Genomic DNA, 16,733 nt, shown 5'->3' on the forward strand with positions numbered 1-16,733 from the left:
TGATCCTGATATGTCCTCAAAATGTGCGCCCGAAGTCCGAGGTGCTGTATGCCTGTCATGAAGCCAACCCGCATGGTGCGGGCGTGGCATGGCGCGAAGGTGGTCGCGTGCGCTGGCAGAAGAACCTCAATACCGGCGAGCTTGTGACCCTGCTCAAGAAGCTGGAGGGCGAAGTGGTGATCCACTTCCGCTGGGCCAGCGTGGGCGGGGTAGATGCGCGGCTGTGCCATCCGTTCCCTGTCACTCCGAAGGCCTCCACCAGCCTGAGCGGCATGGCGGAAACGGTGCTGTTCCACAACGGCACGTGGAGCGGGTATGAAGACGCGCTCAAGCGTCTGACGCAGCACCGCAAAGAACCCATTCCCGCTGGTCCGATGAGCGACACACGGGCAGCGGCGCTCGTGGTTCACACCACCGGCCCTGATTCGCTACACAAGCTGCCGGGGCGCTGGGTGTGGATGAATGCTCATGAAACCCGCCTCTTCGGTCCATGGGAGGCGTGGGGCGGCATGCAGGTGAGCAACACGTTCTTCGTCCCACGGCTGCGGTCTGCTCAAGCTCGCCGCAAGGCTACGCAGTCTGCGGATCACCTTCCCCGCCACCAGTCCTGCCTCTTTGCCTGCTAACCCAAACCCAAAATATACGAAAATGAAACTCTTCAAACTAATCGCCAGCCGTGCTGGCCAAGTCCTATTCGATGACCGTGTGGAGGCCGACTCCCCACGTGAAGCCCGTGAGCAAATGAAAGCCCTGATGGGGCTCAACTCGCTGACCGGCGTGGTCTATGCCATCACCGAAATCCCCGTCGAACTCATTCAAAGCATCGTCGATGCGCGGCTCGTCGAAGCTCTGCAACGACTGAGAGGTGGTCAAGCTCCCGCCACGGTGGAGCAGATGCTGCGGCCCATCGCCAGCGAAGCAGTCAGAGAACAACTCGCCACCATGCGCGAAGCCCGCATCACGCCGGATGATCCTCCGCCACCACCGCAGCGATTCGATGTGTTCACGCCTGCCGCTGAGCAAATCATTGGCACGCCCACACTGCCGAAGTCACGGCGCAAACGCACCAGCGTGACCACCAATGGCACGCTGGTGGATTGGAAGGCGGTGAAGCGGTTGTATCGCCGAACCGGTTCCATCAAGCAGACAGCGGCGCAGTTTAAGCTGTCGATCAACTCCGTGAAGGCGCGCATTCGCCGGGAGGGCTGGAGCCATGAGTGATCGCCTTTCCATCACCAAGTATGGCCAGCGGTATTGGGCCGTGTGGCTCGACGGCGAACTGCTGGCCGTCACGCTCTACAAGAAGGGCGCACGGGCCATCACGGCCGCGATTACGACGCTCTCCACGTCTCATGGGAAGGAGGTCCATCATGGCATCCAAGCTGCGTGAACGTGCGCTCAAACAAGCTCCGGCTTCCCCGATGAACTGGCGACCGCGCACGGCGGAAGATCTGATCGGCCAGGCCAGACGAGTGGCGCTGGCGCAAACCAGCAAAGCCAAGCGGCTTGCCGGTGATCCATCGGCCACGATGAAGCTGCTGCTCTATGGCCCGCCGGGCGTGGGCAAGACCAGCGTGGTGGAGTTGGTGGCCTTGCAGCTCGCAGGCACGCCGCTGTCCATTGAGGACTACAACGGGCGTGAGGTGACGGTGGACCTCGTGCGCGAGTGGATGCGGCAACTGCCTTATGGCAGCCTGTTTAGTTCATGGTCGGTCAAGATCGTCAACGAACTGGACCGCTGTTCCCGTGAAGCGCAGGACTTGCTGCTCACCTACCTTGACCGATTGCCACCGGGCCGGGCGTTCCTCGGCACGAGCAACCTGCAATTGGACCTGCTCACCGAGCGGTTCCAGACGCGGTTCCAAGCGATCAAGCTGCTGCCGCCGACCACGGAGGAACTGGCGGCGTTCCTGAGCACGCACTGGCCGGTGCCTGCATTCACGGCCTCACAAATCGCCGTGGGCAGCGGCGGCTGCGTGCGGGCCGCGCTCGCCGATCTCGAATCCTACCTCGACCACCACCAACCCTGAACCCGAACCAACGAACGACCATGCAACACATCCAACGAATGATTGATCAACACGGCGGCTTTGAAGCCGTCCGCACTCGCTACCTCCGCCTCGAGAACCCGCCGTTCATGCGGTTGGTGATCGAGGTCATCGGTGGCCCGTATCCAAACGGCGCGTATGAACTCAGCATCGCGCATTACAGCGAACAGAACGGTGATGCCATGCGCGACCCCGAGATCACGTTCCTCGTGGCTCTTGCGGAACAAGGCACGACATGGACGCCGCTCACCTTCGAGAACAGCTACCTCTCCTGCTATCAGGTGGTCGCCCAAGTCACACCAGCAGGACTCGTCGAAGCTCGCGAGCCCTCGCTCATGCGTGATTTGCGCGACTTCGCCACCCAGTGGGACCGCAACCTCAAGCAGCAGGGGTTCATGGCCGTGTTCGAGCGCCAATATGGTGATCAAAACGGCGCGACACACGCGGCCACGGTGACGAGGCCAAGGGGAGATCGGCTCAACGCCGATTCATGAACCTGAACCCATCCCTCCACCCATGAGCAAGAAAGACATGATCGAACAACTGCGCCATCGCCTCGCCAGCAACGACCGCTGGGCCTTGCGAGCGCTAATGCGCATCTACCAGAACCAGACGGCTGATGAGCAATGCCGTGAAACCACCATCGAACGCAATGGCATCGGGTTCACCGGACCTGATGCGGAAATAATGACCAGCTTCGCACGCCAGTATCAGCGGCGCGGGTGCCTCAGCCCCAAGCAGATGATCATCCTGCGCCGCCGCATGCCGGCCTATGCGCGGCAGATCGTGCAATGCACCGACACCACCCGCCTTGAACACGCCTTTTGCGGCACCTGCTATACGCACACTGCGGATAGACAATCTGCCGCATGAACCCATAACCAACACGACACCACCATGCCCACACGCATCCTGACCAGCCAAAGCCCTGAAATCGAACTACCACCCGATGCTGCCACCGCCGAGGACCATCGCAACCTGCGCCGTCGGAGGCGCATTGAAGAGGAACCTGCTCCTGACGTCGGCCACCTCGTGCAGCCAGAGGCGCGCCATGAACTCGACAAGCTGATCCTCCATGCAGAAGTGAAGACGGACATCTTGGCCGGTCTGCGCGCGCTGGAGATCCGCGCCGACCTGGACCGCATCTGGAACCTCAGCAGCATCCAACCGCAGGAAGGAAAGTGCATTTTGAACTTCTACGGCCCGCCGGGAACGGGCAAGACACGCGCCGCCTTGGGTATTGCGCTGCGCCTCGGCAAGCCGCTCTATCAGGTGGACTACAGCGCGGTGATTTCCAAATACTTGGGGGACACCGCCAAGCACATCAAAGCCGCCTTTGCCGCTGCCCGTGAGCATGACGCCGTGCTGTTCTTCGACGAAGCTGACAGCCTTCTTTCCAAGCGCGTGGCCACCGGCGAATCCTGCTCAACCTCCATCAACCAGAACCGCAACTGCCTGATGCAGGAGCTAGACCGGTTCGACGGTGTGGTGATCGTGACCACCAACCTGTTTGAGAACTACGACCCCGCGTTGCTTCGCCGCATCCAGCGCCACATCAAATTTCGCAATCCCGACGCCTCCATGCGCCGGGAGCTGTTCGCCCTCCATCTACCCAACCCAGATCGGGTGCAGGCTGATTACGCGGTTCTCGCGGAGCTATCACGCGGTTTCAGTGGCGGGGACATTCTGAATGTGTGCGTGAACGCGATTCATGCGGGCAGTGTGGATGCGGATTCGGAGAAGTGGCAGGTGACGCAGAAGATGCTGCAGCGGGAGATCAGGAAGGTGAAGAAGGCGAAGGCGGAGCACTCGGGAGAGAAGGGGAAGAACCGGAGGAAGATTGGGTTTTGCGTTCGTGAGACTCGGAGTGGCATGTCATCGTAAGCATCATGGAGCCGAAGTTACCTTCAAGCGCACAAACCGTCGGCTATTGGAGCCTGCGGGCACCGTGCGGTCACTTGATCGGTGCTGCCCTGGTCCACGTTTGTCTGATAGGAAATTGCTTTTTGGGTGACAGGTCGTGTTGGCCCTGGACGTGGCTCGGGGACGCCCTAAGAATGTCAGCGGCATAATTAGCACGCCTCTCACCTCATGACCACAATCGGCATCTTCCACATGAAAGGAGGCGTTGGTAAAAGCGCCCTCACGGTGTTCCTCGCAGATTTTCTTTCCTCGCTTCATGAGCAAAGAATTCTTGTCGTCGATCTCGACCCTCAAGGCAGCACGTCCAAAGCCCTGATTCCAGAAGCCACGCTTGAAAAGGCATTCAAGCAAGGGCACTCGCTCACCAGTCTTTTGTGGCTGGCTTGTAATGGCGGCGTTTCCAAGGAGCAAGCGGCAGTGTGCCTGCTTCATCGCGAGTCTGGCGGAAAACCTCGTAAAGGTTCCGTTCCACTTGGCCCACTGTCGGTGCTGGCAACGAATCGTGACGACTGGCGCGAGTTTACCGAAAAAATCAATCGTCTTGACCGGGCAGAGCGTTGGAAGTTTTTGGATGTACTGAAAGACTCTCTGGCACCGCTGGCGAATGATTTCGACATCGTGCTGATTGATTTTCCCGGCTCAGAAATTGCGTATTGGACGACGATGGGCCTACGCGCCACTGACCGTTGGTTGTTGCCGGAGATTCCCGACTTTTTGAGCGTCTCCGACATCGAAAGCGTGGTGGAGCAGGTGCAGGATGCACAGAAGAATTCGACGCATACAATCTTGCCTCTCGGCACTTTACTAAATATCTGCCCGAACCGGAGCAGCAGCACGTATAGCAAAGCGCGGGCCGCTCTCATACGCCTGCAAGACCTGAACGCCATACCGCCCCTCTTTAGCAAAGAAGCAGAAGTGTTGCATCGTCCCGAAGCCATGAAGGCGACTGATTGGGGTTCGGAGGCATCCAAAACCCTCGTGGCCCGCTATGGCCCTGCAACAAAGCCCTTCCACGTCGGTTTGCGCAAACTCGCCAAGGAGGTCTTGGATCGGCTTGGCAAATCATCAGACAAAGACAAGCTTTCAGTCGTCGCCAACATTCGGCGCAAGCTGCGGGATTACTGGCGCAGCTAGACGGAGAACATTCAATCCCAGCCATATCAGGACATTAGCGGCTTAGCGGACTGTGCCAGCCTCCGCTTCCAAGTCCTGTGGAGCCGTTCCCATATTCTCACAAGATTAAATGGCTAATCACAGTTAAACAACCCTTGCCCATCGGCAGCATGGCGGCTGAATCACTGAACAATCATCACTCCTATCATGCGCATCATCGCCATCTCGAATCAAAAAGGCGGCGTGGGCAAGACCACCACCACCGTCAATCTCGCCGCCTGCCTGGCGGAGCGCGGGGTGCGCGTGCTGCTGGTGGATCTGGACTCGCAGGGGAACGCCACGAGCTGGCTCGGGCTGGCGAAGGAGGAAGGTGGCAGCCTTTATTCGGCGCTGGTGGATGGCACCCCGGCCTGGGATGCCGTGCGCAGCACGCGGGTGGAGAACTTGTTCATCATCCGCTCCCACCGTGAGCTTGCTGGCGCGGAGATCGAGCTCGCCCAGCGGGGCCAGCATCTGACGCGCATGCGGGAGGTGCTGGACGAGCTGCGGCCACGCCCCGAGTTTGACTTCATTTTGCTCGACTGCCCGCCCTCCCTAGGCGTGATCATGACCTCGGCCCTAGCGGCGGCGGATGAGATTCTGGTGCCGATTCAGTGTGAGTACCTGGCGCTGGAGGGCTTCTCCGACTTTCTAGAGATCGTGCAGCAAATCATCGCCAGCGGGGTCAATCCCAACCTGCATTTCGGCGGAGTCTTGATGACGATGTTCGATGGCCGCAACAGCCTGTCCCAGCAGGTCGTCAATGATGTCCGCGCCTACCTGGGGGAGAACTCCACCAGCGATCTCGTTTACCAGACCGTGATCCCCCGCACGGTACGCCTGGCAGAGACGCCGAGCTTTGGCAAAACGATCCTCGAATACGATCCCCAGGGCAAAGGCGCGGCGGCGTATCGTGCCCTAGCAGAAGAGTTTCTGCGCCGTCAGCCGTCTCTCTGTCTGATAGGAAATTGCTTTTGAGGGGGCCGGGTCGAGTTGGCCTTGGGCGTGGAGCTGGGACGGGGTGTGAGGGGGTCTGTCTGATAGGAAATTTCTGATAGGAAATTGCTTTTGAGGGGGCCGGGTCGAGTTGGCCTTGGGCGTGGAGCTGGGACGGGGTGTGAGGGGGTCTGCCTCCCCGTCGTCGAGCACGAGACAACGTGCGTGCAGCTCATCATGCACATGCGTCGCCGGCGGTCGGCTGGTGCGTGCGCCAGCTTCGACGGCGATGGTCGGCGTGATGTTGCTCGTGGCCGCCCCCGCACGAAACACCGGTGCCGCGGCGAAAAGATCCAGCGATGTGAATGCCAGACAAAGGCTGGTGAGGAGGAGCAGTGATTGGGAGCGCATGGTGTGCCCTGTGAACGGCACACGCATTGGCAACTTGCGCCACAACGCCATGAGCGGTAGCCCATTTCCAATCAGGAGCAACGCGACGCCTCACGGCACCATCGTGATGTCCTTCCGCAGTTTCAGGCGGCCGAGCTTGTGTTCGCCTATGAGCCAGACTTGCAGCTTGCCGGGCTTTTGGAGCAGATTCGCGGGAATGGTGAGTGATCCGGCGCGGCGTTGCTCCTCGGTGAGGAAGAGCGGATGGCGGCCGTAGCTGTCGGCCTCGTTCCAGAGGTAGATGACGATGGGTTTGATGTTCTCCGCGCTGAAAACGACCTGCCAGCCGCCCTTCATCGACACTTTGTCCTTCGGCAACGTGAGCTGGAGATCGCACACCGCGAACTCACATGCCTGACTGGGCTTTCCATCGCGATGGATGACCTGCGCGGTGTAGTCGCCGCAGTTGTCCAAGGTGTGCTCATGCACGCCGGGACCTTCGAGAGCGATTTCCTCCACCATTTGGCCGCCGCGCCGGATGACGAGTGACTTCACGCCGAGCTGATCGCGGTCCATGACGTTGAACTTTACGGGCTCGCTCTTCTGATACGGCACCCAGTCGCCGAGATCGAGGAGCAGAACGCGATTGATCGTCGGCTTCGCGGCATCGGCCTCGTAGTTCGGGAAAAGCAACGGCTCAGAGCGATTCGAGCCGCGCCAGGCCTCGCGATCCGTGATGCGAAAGAGCTGCTTGTTCCGCGAGGCGAGATGCGCGTTGAAGGCGGCCGCGCTGCGCTCCGTCGTGGCGGTGGTCGGCGGGCGGCTTTCATCCACGCGCACGGAGATCACGCGACCCGCGGCATCCTTGATGACCGCCGTGACCATCTCCACATGCGATCCGGAAGTCTCGGTGGCATGCGGCGTGTAGATCACATCACCCGGCTGCGCGGCGTCCGCAGACTGCGACTCGACCAACCGGATGCCATCGCTGATTTGCGGACCATAGCGGCGGCTCACCTCCCAGATCCCACAGCCCAACGCGTAACTGGTGTAGGCGGAGCAAACGCTGCCGTAGTAAGCTGCGGCATTCGAGACCTTACCCGTGAGGTTCTCCGTGTAGAGCACGCTCTGCGGATTCTCCACCGCCGCGAGAAACGTGCGCAATCCGATGTCAAAACCGATGTAGCGCCCCTCCGACCGCACGCTGGAGTATGGCACACCGACATTCTCCTTCCCCGCCTCAAAGAACCCGCCCTTCCGATTCGGCATCGTCCCCGCGACAGGCGTCCATCTCACCTGGGAGAGAATGCGTGCGCGATCCACCGTGCTTTGGAGCGCGGCGTCAGATGAAGCTGGCTCAGCGGCATGAAGCGAGCTGACGACGAGCAGGAAAAGAAACGATTTCATGAGTTCTGATAGGAAATTGCTTTTGAGGGGGCCGGGTCGAGTTGGCCTTGGGCGTGGAGCTGGGACGGGGTGTGAGGGGGTCTGTCTGATAGGAAATTTCTGATAGGAAATTGCTTTTGAGGGGGCCGGGTCGAGTTGGCCTTGGGCGTGGAGCTGGGACGGGGTGATTCATGCGGATTGCATTGCAGTTATCGGCACGAGCCTCACGGAGGTGAGGCGGAAGGCGGGTGTTTGCGTCTTCATCACAATGCTCCGGTTACCCGTGTCTATTTTTGCACGAACGCCGGAAGGATCCGCTGCGGCAGGGTTTGCAGCGTGTCGCCCATGCCTTTGTTGTGAGAGGTAACGACGGCGACGAGATCGAGTTCGGGGAACATTAAGATGAACTGCCCGCCTGCGCCGCGACCTTGAAGGCTGTGGTAAGTCTTGCCGCCGACAGTGAAATCTTCCACCCACCAGAAGAAGCCGTAGCGCTCGTTGATCTGGCTCGGCGTGGTCGCTCGCGCGAGGTAGGCTTCGGGAATGAGTTGCTGCCCCTGCCACTTGCCTTTGTTGAGGATCAGCTGGCCGAACTTCAGCATGTCACGCGATAGGATGCTGCTGCCAGCGGCGGACTTCGGCAGGCCGCTGATGGCGGGCTCCCAGTGGTATTGAGTGATGCTCATACGCCCGAGCAGTTCGTTTTTGATGAACTCTTCCGCGCCGCCGGGTGCCGCGGCATGCAGCACCTGCATCGCGATGGCCGTGTCCGGCTCCTGATACTTGAACTCGCGTGGCATCGGCGGGATCGGGGCGCTGTGTTGCAGGTATGTTTGGATTTCGCCCTGGCCTTTGAGCTTCGCTGGATCCTTCATCAATTCGTTTGCCCTCTTGTCGCCAAGCCGAATGCCCGAACTCATCTGCATAGCCTGCGCAAGCGTGATGGTGTCCGCGCCAGCGACGAGCTTCGTGGCATCGAGTTCCTTCAAGAAGCCAATCGCTGGCTTGTCGAGATCCTCCATCTTCAGTAGCCCCATCTGAATCGCGCGCCCAATCGCCAGCGCGGTGTAGGACTTCGTGATCGACATCTGGTAATGCGGGAAGTTCGCCCGACCCCGGCGATAGTAGGACTCGAAGATCAGCTTGCCGCGATAGCCGATCAACAGACTGTCCACTTGGCCTACCTTCTCGTCCTTCGCTGGTGCCGCGAGTTCATTGGCATAGGCCTCAATCGCCGCACGATCCCCGCCATCCTTGCCCAACAGTCCCACGACGAGCCCGTCCTGCTTGTCCGCCGGAGAAACACTGATGAATGCCTTCTCCAAGTCAGGCAACTTGGCTTCCAACTGGTAAAGCTTGTCCTTCAGATTCAGCCCCGGCACTTCAGGCGCAAGGCCGTTGCTTGGCTGCTCACCGTGAAGCCAGGTGACGCTGCTCAGGAGGGTGAGCGTCAGCAGAAAATAGAGAGTGGGATGGATCTTCATCATGGGTATCAATAAGTTGGGTTTGGTCATTTCGCATCCTTCGCTGCGGCTTCCTTCTTCGCCATACGGTTGGCTTTGCGCTTCGCGGCCTTGTCGTCGGTTGGTGCCGGAGGTTCGGCTTCGGGCTTCTCGCCTGCTTCGGTGGCGGTGCCGGCGGATTTGTCGAGCTTGGGATAGCTGGCCACGGCTTGCGCGAGCTGCGCTGGATTGGCGCGGACATCGAATGACGCAAGGCAGTGATCGTGGGTTTCGATCATCCATTGGCGCAGGCGGTCCTGATACTTTTTCAGAACAGCCTGATGCTGCGGATCATGGATGAGGTTGTTCGTGCAGCCGGGATCTTTTTCGAGGTCATAGAACTCCTCGGGCACTCGATAGCGGAACATGCTCACGCGCGCCTGGATGGCGGGATTGGTTTTGCCGGCTTCCTCCATCGCGGCGAAGGTCAGGCCTTCGTTGTTGTTCTTGTATTTGAACTTGCCGTCGGAGAAGGCGTTGAAGATGTAGCCGTAGTGCGCGTCCTGGATGCAACGCATCGGCTTTGGCGGCCCGCCGATGGTGTAGTCGATCTGGGTGAAAACGTAGTCGCGTCCGTCCTGCTCGCCGCCTTTGAGAAGCGGGACCAGGGAGAGTCCGTCGAGTCCTTCGGGAAGAGGCAGGCCTGCCGCTTCCAGGAAGGTCGCGAAGAAATCGACCTCGGAGACGAAGTGCGTTTTGTCCACCGAGCCGGGTTTGATCACGCCCGGCCAGCGAAACAGCATCGGCGTGCGATTGCTGGCGAGATAGGTGTTGGCCTTCGCAAAGGGAAAGGCGGAGCCGTTATCGGTGATGAAGACGACGAGCGTGCGACTGGCCAGCCCGGAGTCATCGAGCGCCTTGAGCACGCGGCCCACGGTGTCGTCGAGACGACGCACGGAGTTGAAGTAATGCGCGTATTCCTCGCGCACTTTCGGCAGATCAGGGAGATAGCTGGGAATGACCATCTCTTCGGGCTTGAAGAGGCGCGATGGGACTTCCTCGCCATTCTTGCCGCGCCCGTTGGGATCGTAGAACGGGCGATGCGGGTCATGGGAGTTGACCATGAAGTAGAAGGGTTTGTTCTCCGACTTGCTGCGGGCGAAGAACTCCTGCGCGAAGCCGTGATACTTCGTCGGGCTGCGCCCCGCGCCGAGTTCCGCGTAGTCGTGCACATAGTCCCACTTGAAAGCCGGATCGCAGGTCGAGTGGCTCACCTTGCCGAGGACGCCCGTGAGATAACCCGCCTTCTGAAAAGTGCCGAACACCGTGGGGATCGGCTTGGGGAGTTTGTTAAAACCAAACAACCCGCTGTTATGCCCATAGCGCCCCGTGGCGATGATGCTGCGGCTCGGACAACAAATGGCGTTGTTGACGAAGCCATGCTGAAAGCTGAGGCTCTCGGACGCGAGCTTGCTGAGGTTCGGTGTGACACCCGGCACCTTGCCATCCAGGAAGTCCATGGCCTCATAGCCGAGGTCATCGGCGGTGATGAGCAGGACGTTGAGCGGTGGCGCGGCGGCGTGGAGTGTGGCCAGAAAAACCAGCAGCAGGGCGGTGAGGAGTGAGAGGGTGTGTTTCATATCGTGCTACTCCACCTCGCGCTCTGCATACGCCAAAGCCATGCGCAGGTAGCGGTGGCTGTGCAGTGGGGCGAGTTCGGGGGTGAGGACTTTGGTCTTCAGGAAGGCTTCCACGGCGGCGAGGCGCTCGGTGAAGAGCGGGGATTTCTTGTCGTGGGCGACTTCGAGCAGCGCGGTGACTAGGCGGGCATACCTGACGGATTCGGCGGCCATTTCGATGCGGGCGGTGGCGTGCACGTCGGGATCCTTGCTGCGATTCACCGCATTTTTTGCCGCGACGATTTCGGACTCCAGCGCGGTGAGCGCTTCATCGCTGTAATAGCGGCGAAGCCGCGCTGCGTGCGGTGACTTGGCGACGAGTTGCGAATCGGCGCGGACTTGGTCGCTGATCTTTTCGAGGCGGTCATGATAGCGCTGCATCGGCACGGCGGCGGGTCCGTAGGCGGCGCGGCAGTAGTCGGCGATGGTGGCGCGGACATCGAGCGCGGGATTCCATAGGGCTTTGCAGAGCACGTAGTAGTCGAGGCCGTGGGCGCTCCAGTTGCCGTGGCAGTTGTCGAAGTCGAAGCCGATGGCTTTGTGCTCGACGGCGAACTTCACTGCCTCGGCGAGTTGCACGGCGTTGTTGCGCGGCATGCCGAGATCAATCGCGGGGCCGAGGTCGTTGGGTCGAAGGTAGAGTCGCGGCGCGATGCGGGACCATGCCTTGATGTCGGCGGGATCGAGGCCGACGTAGCCGATGATGAGATTCGGCTCCAGCGGGCCGAGTTTCACCGGCGGTGTGCGATACACGGAGTAGGCGTAGGCGACGAGGTCACGGTCCGGCATCTCGCGTCGCACGCGCTTGGCGATCTCGTTGAAGAAGGTGAACACTCGGTCCGTGAGCGCGGGATATTCGGCAAAGGGCAGCTTCGTGGCGGGGTCGATGAGGCTGCGATCGTTCAGGAGCTTCGGCGCATCGGCGGGATCGAGCGCACGGCACGCGGCGCACATGCACCACTTGTTCGCGCCGCCGTCATTCGGCGCGAGCGAGGCCATGCGCTTGCTCGGATCGGCCTGGAACTCCGCGATGCGCACCCGCGCGATTTCATCCCACAGTGCGGGGTTCGATTTGCACAGACGCTCGCGCACCGGCTGCTGCGTGCGCGTGCCGTCGGGCTGGAGCGCGAACCACTCGGGATGTTCCTTCCCGTATTTCTCCCACCAGCCCGCGTAAGCATGACCGCCCTCGATCTCGATGCGCGCACCGAGCCTCATGCGGCGAAACCACGCGCCTGTCGCCTCGGGACCTTGCGCGGCCTTCCACGCCTCCATCGCGATGCCCCACTGCTTCAGCACCGGCGCGAAGGTGTCCTCACGCGTCACGGCCTGATTGCGCACCTTGCGCTTCTCGATGCGCGGCTGCTCGTGGCGGTCGAGGTCGGGAATGGTGATCGTGGATCGCCTCGGCACCACCTCGCCATGCTCACCGGGAAAAAGCCAGCGCACGCCGAGTTCGCGCTCGATGAAATCATACACGCCGTAGAGCGTGCCCTGGCAAATCATGCCGCCCGGCCCCGCATCACCACCGCAGATGTGCAAGTCCTTGCCCTTCGTGCGAACGACAAACTCCTCCGGCTGCACCGCGAGATCCGCATTCGCCTTGCAGTGCCCGATGTAAATGCGCGAGGCCGCCTCCACACCCTTCTGCGTCTCCGTGGCAATCACCGGCCTCGCCCCGCTGACCTTCCGCAAATAGTCCGCCAACTCCACCGCCGCCAGCGGCACGCTCATCGCCCCGCCCGTCAACTGCGCCGCCGATTTCTGCACATGTTTGGAAAGCCCCTCCGGCACGATGATGACCGCCTGCGCCTTGCCCTCGCGCACGAGCGTGATGTCGGCGTGGGCCGTGCCGAGATGAGCGAGTGTGAGGAAAAGGAGAACGAAGAGCTTCATGGCTGTTTCTGCTGGGAGCGATGTTTCGCCACCGCGTCTGCGATGGCCTGAACCATGCGTTTCTGAATGCCCGACGCCTGCTGCATCGCCGCCTGCACTTTCGCACGACCCGCAGCGCGGTGTTCGTGGATGGGCTTGAGTTTTTCCCAGAGCTGCTGGCCGGTGGTTTCGCTGCTTTCGAAGACCCAATCCGTGAGGCCGATGTCGCGGAACATCTGCGCTTTCACGGTGTCCGCAGGATTGCGCACGTAGAAGGCGGGCGTGCTTTGGGAAAGGGCGATGATGGGCGAGTGACACTCCGCGCTGACGACAGCGACAGCGCGGGCATAGACGGACGCGGCTTCGTCGGCGAGCCAGAAGGTGTCGCGCCAGATGACGTTCGCCTTCACGTCAGCGGGCAGCGGGTCAAAGAGGTGCTCCTTCGCCACCGCGATCTCATAGGTCATCTCGGGACAAAGGATGACCTTCAGCCCGGTCTCGCGCACCCAGAGCGTGATGAGGTCACGCAGCGGCGCATGATCGCGGGCGGCGTGCTCGGCATTGATCGCATCGATCTCGTAGTCGCCCTCGTCGCGCGGCAGATTCTTCACTCGGTAGTAGGGTGTGTAGCGCAGTCGCGGCAGCACGCAGATGAACTTTCCCTCCTCCACGCCGATGCGCCGCAGCCAGCTCTGCGCCCGCTTTTCATCCCGCACCGCGATGCCAAACGTGCCGTCGAGGCCGAACTCCACGATGGGTGTGCGCAACTTTTGCCCCTGCAAATACAGGAGCGAATAGGTGTCGCGGGCGAATACGAAGGAAGCACCGTCATAGACCTCACGCGACTTGTAGTGGCCGTCGAAATGATCCGCTGGCAGCGAGGAGATGACCTTTTGCAACTCATCCAAGGTATCGCCCTGTGGACGGTCCTTGCGATTCGACACAGGATCGAACGACGAGCCGAAGAAGCCATACGGCCTGCCCGTTTTCGCCCAAGTCTGAAACGTCTTCGCATGACGCGCCGGAGTGATGAAGATGTCCGCGTCCTTCCACGCCTCCGCCAGCGCCGGCGTGGAGGCCACGCCCGTCTCATCCACCTCGCCCTCGGCGATGTGCAGCTTCGGAAAAGCCCTCATGAGCATCTCCCGTTCGCGCTCATGAAGCTGCCACGGCCAAAGCGTGATGGTCGCCTCCGGCAGATGCTGATACAGCAGCCGAATCGTCCCCGGCACGCGTCCACTGTCGCCGATGTTTTCAAACTGAAGCGCCTCGCGGATGAGGATTTGTGGTGCATCGGCTGCTGACAAATGCGACCACGTCAGCAGCAGGGCGATGAGGGTAAGCGTGTGTTTCATGGCTTACTTTTGCTTCGGTGTTTCGGGTGCTGCCTTCGCGGCCCACTTGATGCCTTCGAGCACATGCTGCCGTGCGAACGGCGTGCTCAGGGAGCGCAGGTCGTGGCCGAACTCGGTGTAGAAGAAGCGGCCACCGGTCGCCGGTTCATGTGTCCAGGCGATGGGATGGTCCGCGCCCATGGGCTTGCCGTTGCGGGTTTTGAAATAGTCGCGCACCGGCGTGTAGGTGCTCTCGTCCACGCGCATAAGGACGTTGAAACCGGGCTGTCCGGTGACGACGTGGTCGTGATTGGTCCAGTCGGCTTCGATCCAGAACTCGGCGGGTTGGCCTTTGACGGACGGATGATCTTTCGCAGCAGGATCAATGGTGACCTTGGCTTTGCTAAAGTCGGAATCGCTATTGAAGTCGCATCCGCCGAGCGCATTAAGCCACGGCCACTTGGTCTGATGCACCAGCGCAGCATGCAGGCCGACGATGCCCTTACCGCCCTTGGTGAACCATTCCTCCACCGATTTGCGCTGCTCCTCGGGCAGCACCTTGTCGAGTTCGTTGGCGTTGTTGAGCACGAGCACGTCGTAGCGGCTTAGTTCCTCGGCACGCATGTCTTTCCAATGCTCCGTCACGTCCACCTCGAAGCCGTTCTCATGACCGAGTAACACGAGCCAGCGATTGACCTTCGGCGTGTCTGGATGGCGATAGTAGCCGGTGTTGGAATAAACGAGCACTTTGAGTCCGGTGCCTTTGGGTGCGGGTGCCGCAGGTTCATGACTGTGGGCGATGCTGGCGAACAGGAGCAATGAGAGGATGAGTTGCTTCATGGTGATGGGTAGAGTGAACGGTTGAGATGATCGGAGAAGGCTCAACGTCATTCTTTGCGGGCTGTTTTTGGTCCGTCATGACTCTGGTGAAAGAAATCGAAGTCCGCGTGGCCGCCTTCTGCTCCCGATGACACGGCGTAGGAAAACAGGCCGACCTTAGTGCCCTCATACCATGCGGTGCGATAGGGATAGTCGCGATCACCGAGTGGCTCGTAGTGTTCACCGTCGAGGCTGTAAAACATCGTGCCTTTGTAGTGACGATGTTCGAGCTTAAGCCAAATGGCGTCTTGTTTGAGTTCGGGACCATCGGTGAATGCGCCGGGGCCGGTGGTGGCTGTGCCTTTGGCGAAACGGATGCGTTTGATGCCGCCCTCTTTGACGACTCCGATCCAGGTATAGTCATCGATCATCGTGCAGAGGCCGGCGCGTTGGCCGTCGATCATGTTCGCGGTGTCGAGCTTCGTGACGATGTCGGACTCGGCTCCGTAGAGGCGCTGGACGAGCGTGTTGTAGGCAAAGAGAAGATGGTCTTCGCGATAGGTTACCTTCGTTCGGCCAAACTGAGAAACACCGCCTTGGGTGTTTAGATGCCGCGCCGTCAATCGAAGGTATCCCGGCCGCGCAGTGAGCGACCAGTGCGAGTCGTGGGGATCGTGATTCCAAGCCCACTGACCGCCGAGCGTCGTCGTATCAAACTCATCGGAAGGATCCGCCGCGTTGATACGTTGGACTGGCAGCGCGGGCTTGGCGTAGGGTTCAGTGAGGCCGACGGGTTCACCGACTCCATCGCCATCGGCATCAACGCCGATCCACGGCCATCCGTCAGCCGTCCAGCCTGCGGGTTCCAGATAAAGGCGGCGGCCATAGGTGGCGAAGAGGTTGTAGTCGTGATGCAGGAAGGCCCAACGGTCGCCACTAACCTCGACGAGCGATCCCTGTGCCGCATTGATGTCGGCCTTACCTGCGTGAAAAATCTTCCGGCTCTCATAAGGCCCGTAGAGCGACTTGGAGCGATAGACATACTGCGCCTTGTCTTTATTCTTACCGGTGGAGGCGACGGAGATGTAATAGAAGCCGTTGCGTTTGAATACCTGCGGTCCCTTGGGCGGGATGTCATCGATCAAAATCGTGCCTTGGTCCAAGATGGCATCAAAGGTGTCGTTCAGGCGGTAGATCCGCAGCGCTCCCGGATTGCCCAACAGGAACAAGTAGCCTTTGCCATCATCATCCCAAAACGGACACGGGTCCTCGAAGTCGCCGACGATCCTTTCCGAAAGGCTGATCGGCTCACTCCAGGGGCCTTCGGGCGCGGTGGCCTTGCAGACAAAGCCCCGGTATTTCGTGCTCCAGTTGAACATGTAATAAGTCCCGCGGAAGAACCCCACCTCGCCATCCTGCGATCCAGCGGAACACGCCTTGCCAGGGAAAGTGAAGTCCGCATGAACTCCACCGAGTCGCGAGTAGATGCGCCCAGCATGCGTCCAGTTGACCAGATCCTTCGATACCAGCAACGGCATGCCCATGAAGTGATGCGAGGCGCAGGTCAGATAGAAAGTGTCCCCTGCCTTGAACACACACGGGTTGTTGTAGTCCGCCCATAGGATCGGATTGCGATAAGTGCCGTCTCCTTGATCGCCCCAAGCGGGTTGGATGGCAGGTTCGGCCGCGTGCAGCGAGGCCAGCGGTGCGAGAAGCAGGACGGTGAGGAGGGTGAGGACTGTATTCATG

The 16,733-nt window shown here is 60.6% G+C and carries 15 protein-coding genes and 1 pseudogene; 9 read left to right on the top strand and 7 right to left on the bottom strand.

Annotated features, from left to right (window positions below; translation table 11 throughout):
- The 9 genes and pseudogenes from ACILSI_RS22075 to ACILSI_RS22115 form a co-directional block, all read left to right on the top strand.
- Positions 1–626: pseudogene (locus tag ACILSI_RS22075) on the top strand (hypothetical protein); the annotation flags it as partial.
- Positions 627–648: 22 nt separating this feature from the next.
- Positions 649–1,221 carry a hypothetical protein gene (locus ACILSI_RS22080; RefSeq protein ID WP_395724086.1) on the top strand — a complete coding sequence of 191 codons (573 nt, stop codon included), beginning with the start codon at positions 649–651 and terminating at the stop codon, positions 1,219–1,221.
- Entirely contained in the window at positions 1,214–1,390 is a 177-nt protein-coding gene (locus ACILSI_RS22085) for a hypothetical protein (protein WP_395724087.1), read from the top strand. Before ACILSI_RS22080 ends, ACILSI_RS22085 begins: the two co-directional genes overlap by 8 nt.
- Entirely contained in the window at positions 1,371–2,030 is a 660-nt protein-coding gene (locus ACILSI_RS22090) for an AAA family ATPase (protein WP_395724088.1), read from the top strand. Before ACILSI_RS22085 ends, ACILSI_RS22090 begins: the two co-directional genes overlap by 20 nt.
- Positions 2,031–2,050: 20 nt before the next feature.
- Positions 2,051–2,542, top strand: a complete 492-nt coding sequence (locus ACILSI_RS22095; RefSeq protein ID WP_395724089.1) for a DUF6908 domain-containing protein — start codon at positions 2,051–2,053, stop codon at positions 2,540–2,542.
- A 22-nt stretch (positions 2,543–2,564) separates the two neighbouring features.
- Positions 2,565–2,921 (top strand): hypothetical protein, encoded by a 357-nt coding sequence (locus ACILSI_RS22100; protein WP_395724090.1) that lies wholly within the window; start codon positions 2,565–2,567, stop codon positions 2,919–2,921.
- Positions 2,922–2,945: 24 nt separating this feature from the next.
- Positions 2,946–3,932, top strand: coding sequence for an ATP-binding protein (locus ACILSI_RS22105; RefSeq protein WP_395724091.1), 987 nt, complete (start codon positions 2,946–2,948; stop codon positions 3,930–3,932).
- A gap of 207 nt (positions 3,933–4,139) precedes the next feature.
- Positions 4,140–5,105 carry a ParA family protein gene (locus ACILSI_RS22110; protein WP_395724092.1) on the top strand — a complete coding sequence of 322 codons (966 nt, stop codon included), beginning with the start codon at positions 4,140–4,142 and terminating at the stop codon, positions 5,103–5,105.
- Positions 5,106–5,291: 186 nt separating this feature from the next.
- Positions 5,292–6,101, top strand: coding sequence for a ParA family protein (locus ACILSI_RS22115; protein WP_395724093.1), 810 nt, complete (start codon positions 5,292–5,294; stop codon positions 6,099–6,101).
- 459 nt (positions 6,102–6,560) lie between these two features.
- Here ACILSI_RS22115 and ACILSI_RS22120 read toward each other — a convergent pair whose 3' ends face one another.
- The 7 genes from ACILSI_RS22120 to ACILSI_RS22150 form a co-directional block, all read right to left on the bottom strand.
- Entirely contained in the window at positions 6,561–7,856 is a 1,296-nt protein-coding gene (locus ACILSI_RS22120) for a hypothetical protein (RefSeq protein ID WP_395724094.1), read from the bottom strand.
- Between the two features lie 266 nt (positions 7,857–8,122).
- Entirely contained in the window at positions 8,123–9,322 is a 1,200-nt protein-coding gene (locus ACILSI_RS22125) for a serine hydrolase domain-containing protein (protein ID WP_395724095.1), read from the bottom strand.
- 23 nt (positions 9,323–9,345) lie between these two features.
- Positions 9,346–10,917, bottom strand: coding sequence for a sulfatase (locus tag ACILSI_RS22130; protein ID WP_395724096.1), 1,572 nt, complete (start codon positions 10,915–10,917; stop codon positions 9,346–9,348).
- Between the two features lie 6 nt (positions 10,918–10,923).
- Complete coding sequence (locus ACILSI_RS22135; protein WP_395724097.1) at positions 10,924–12,852, bottom strand: DUF4838 domain-containing protein; 1,929 nt, start codon at positions 12,850–12,852, stop codon at positions 10,924–10,926.
- The gene (locus ACILSI_RS22140; protein WP_395724098.1) at positions 12,849–14,186 is read right to left on the bottom strand and encodes a polysaccharide pyruvyl transferase family protein; all 1,338 of its coding nucleotides are present in this window, start codon (positions 14,184–14,186) and stop codon (positions 12,849–12,851) included. The genes ACILSI_RS22135 and ACILSI_RS22140 overlap by 4 nt, the downstream gene beginning before the upstream one ends.
- A gap of 3 nt (positions 14,187–14,189) precedes the next feature.
- Positions 14,190–15,005, bottom strand: coding sequence for a ThuA domain-containing protein (locus ACILSI_RS22145; RefSeq protein ID WP_395724099.1), 816 nt, complete (start codon positions 15,003–15,005; stop codon positions 14,190–14,192).
- A 47-nt stretch (positions 15,006–15,052) separates the two neighbouring features.
- Entirely contained in the window at positions 15,053–16,732 is a 1,680-nt protein-coding gene (locus tag ACILSI_RS22150) for a family 43 glycosylhydrolase (RefSeq protein WP_395724100.1), read from the bottom strand.
- Position 16,733: the final 1 nt, after the last annotated feature.

Origin of the sequence: Prosthecobacter sp. (assembly GCF_044232965.1) — a bacterium.
Lineage (GTDB): Bacteria > Verrucomicrobiota > Verrucomicrobiia > Verrucomicrobiales > Verrucomicrobiaceae > Prosthecobacter.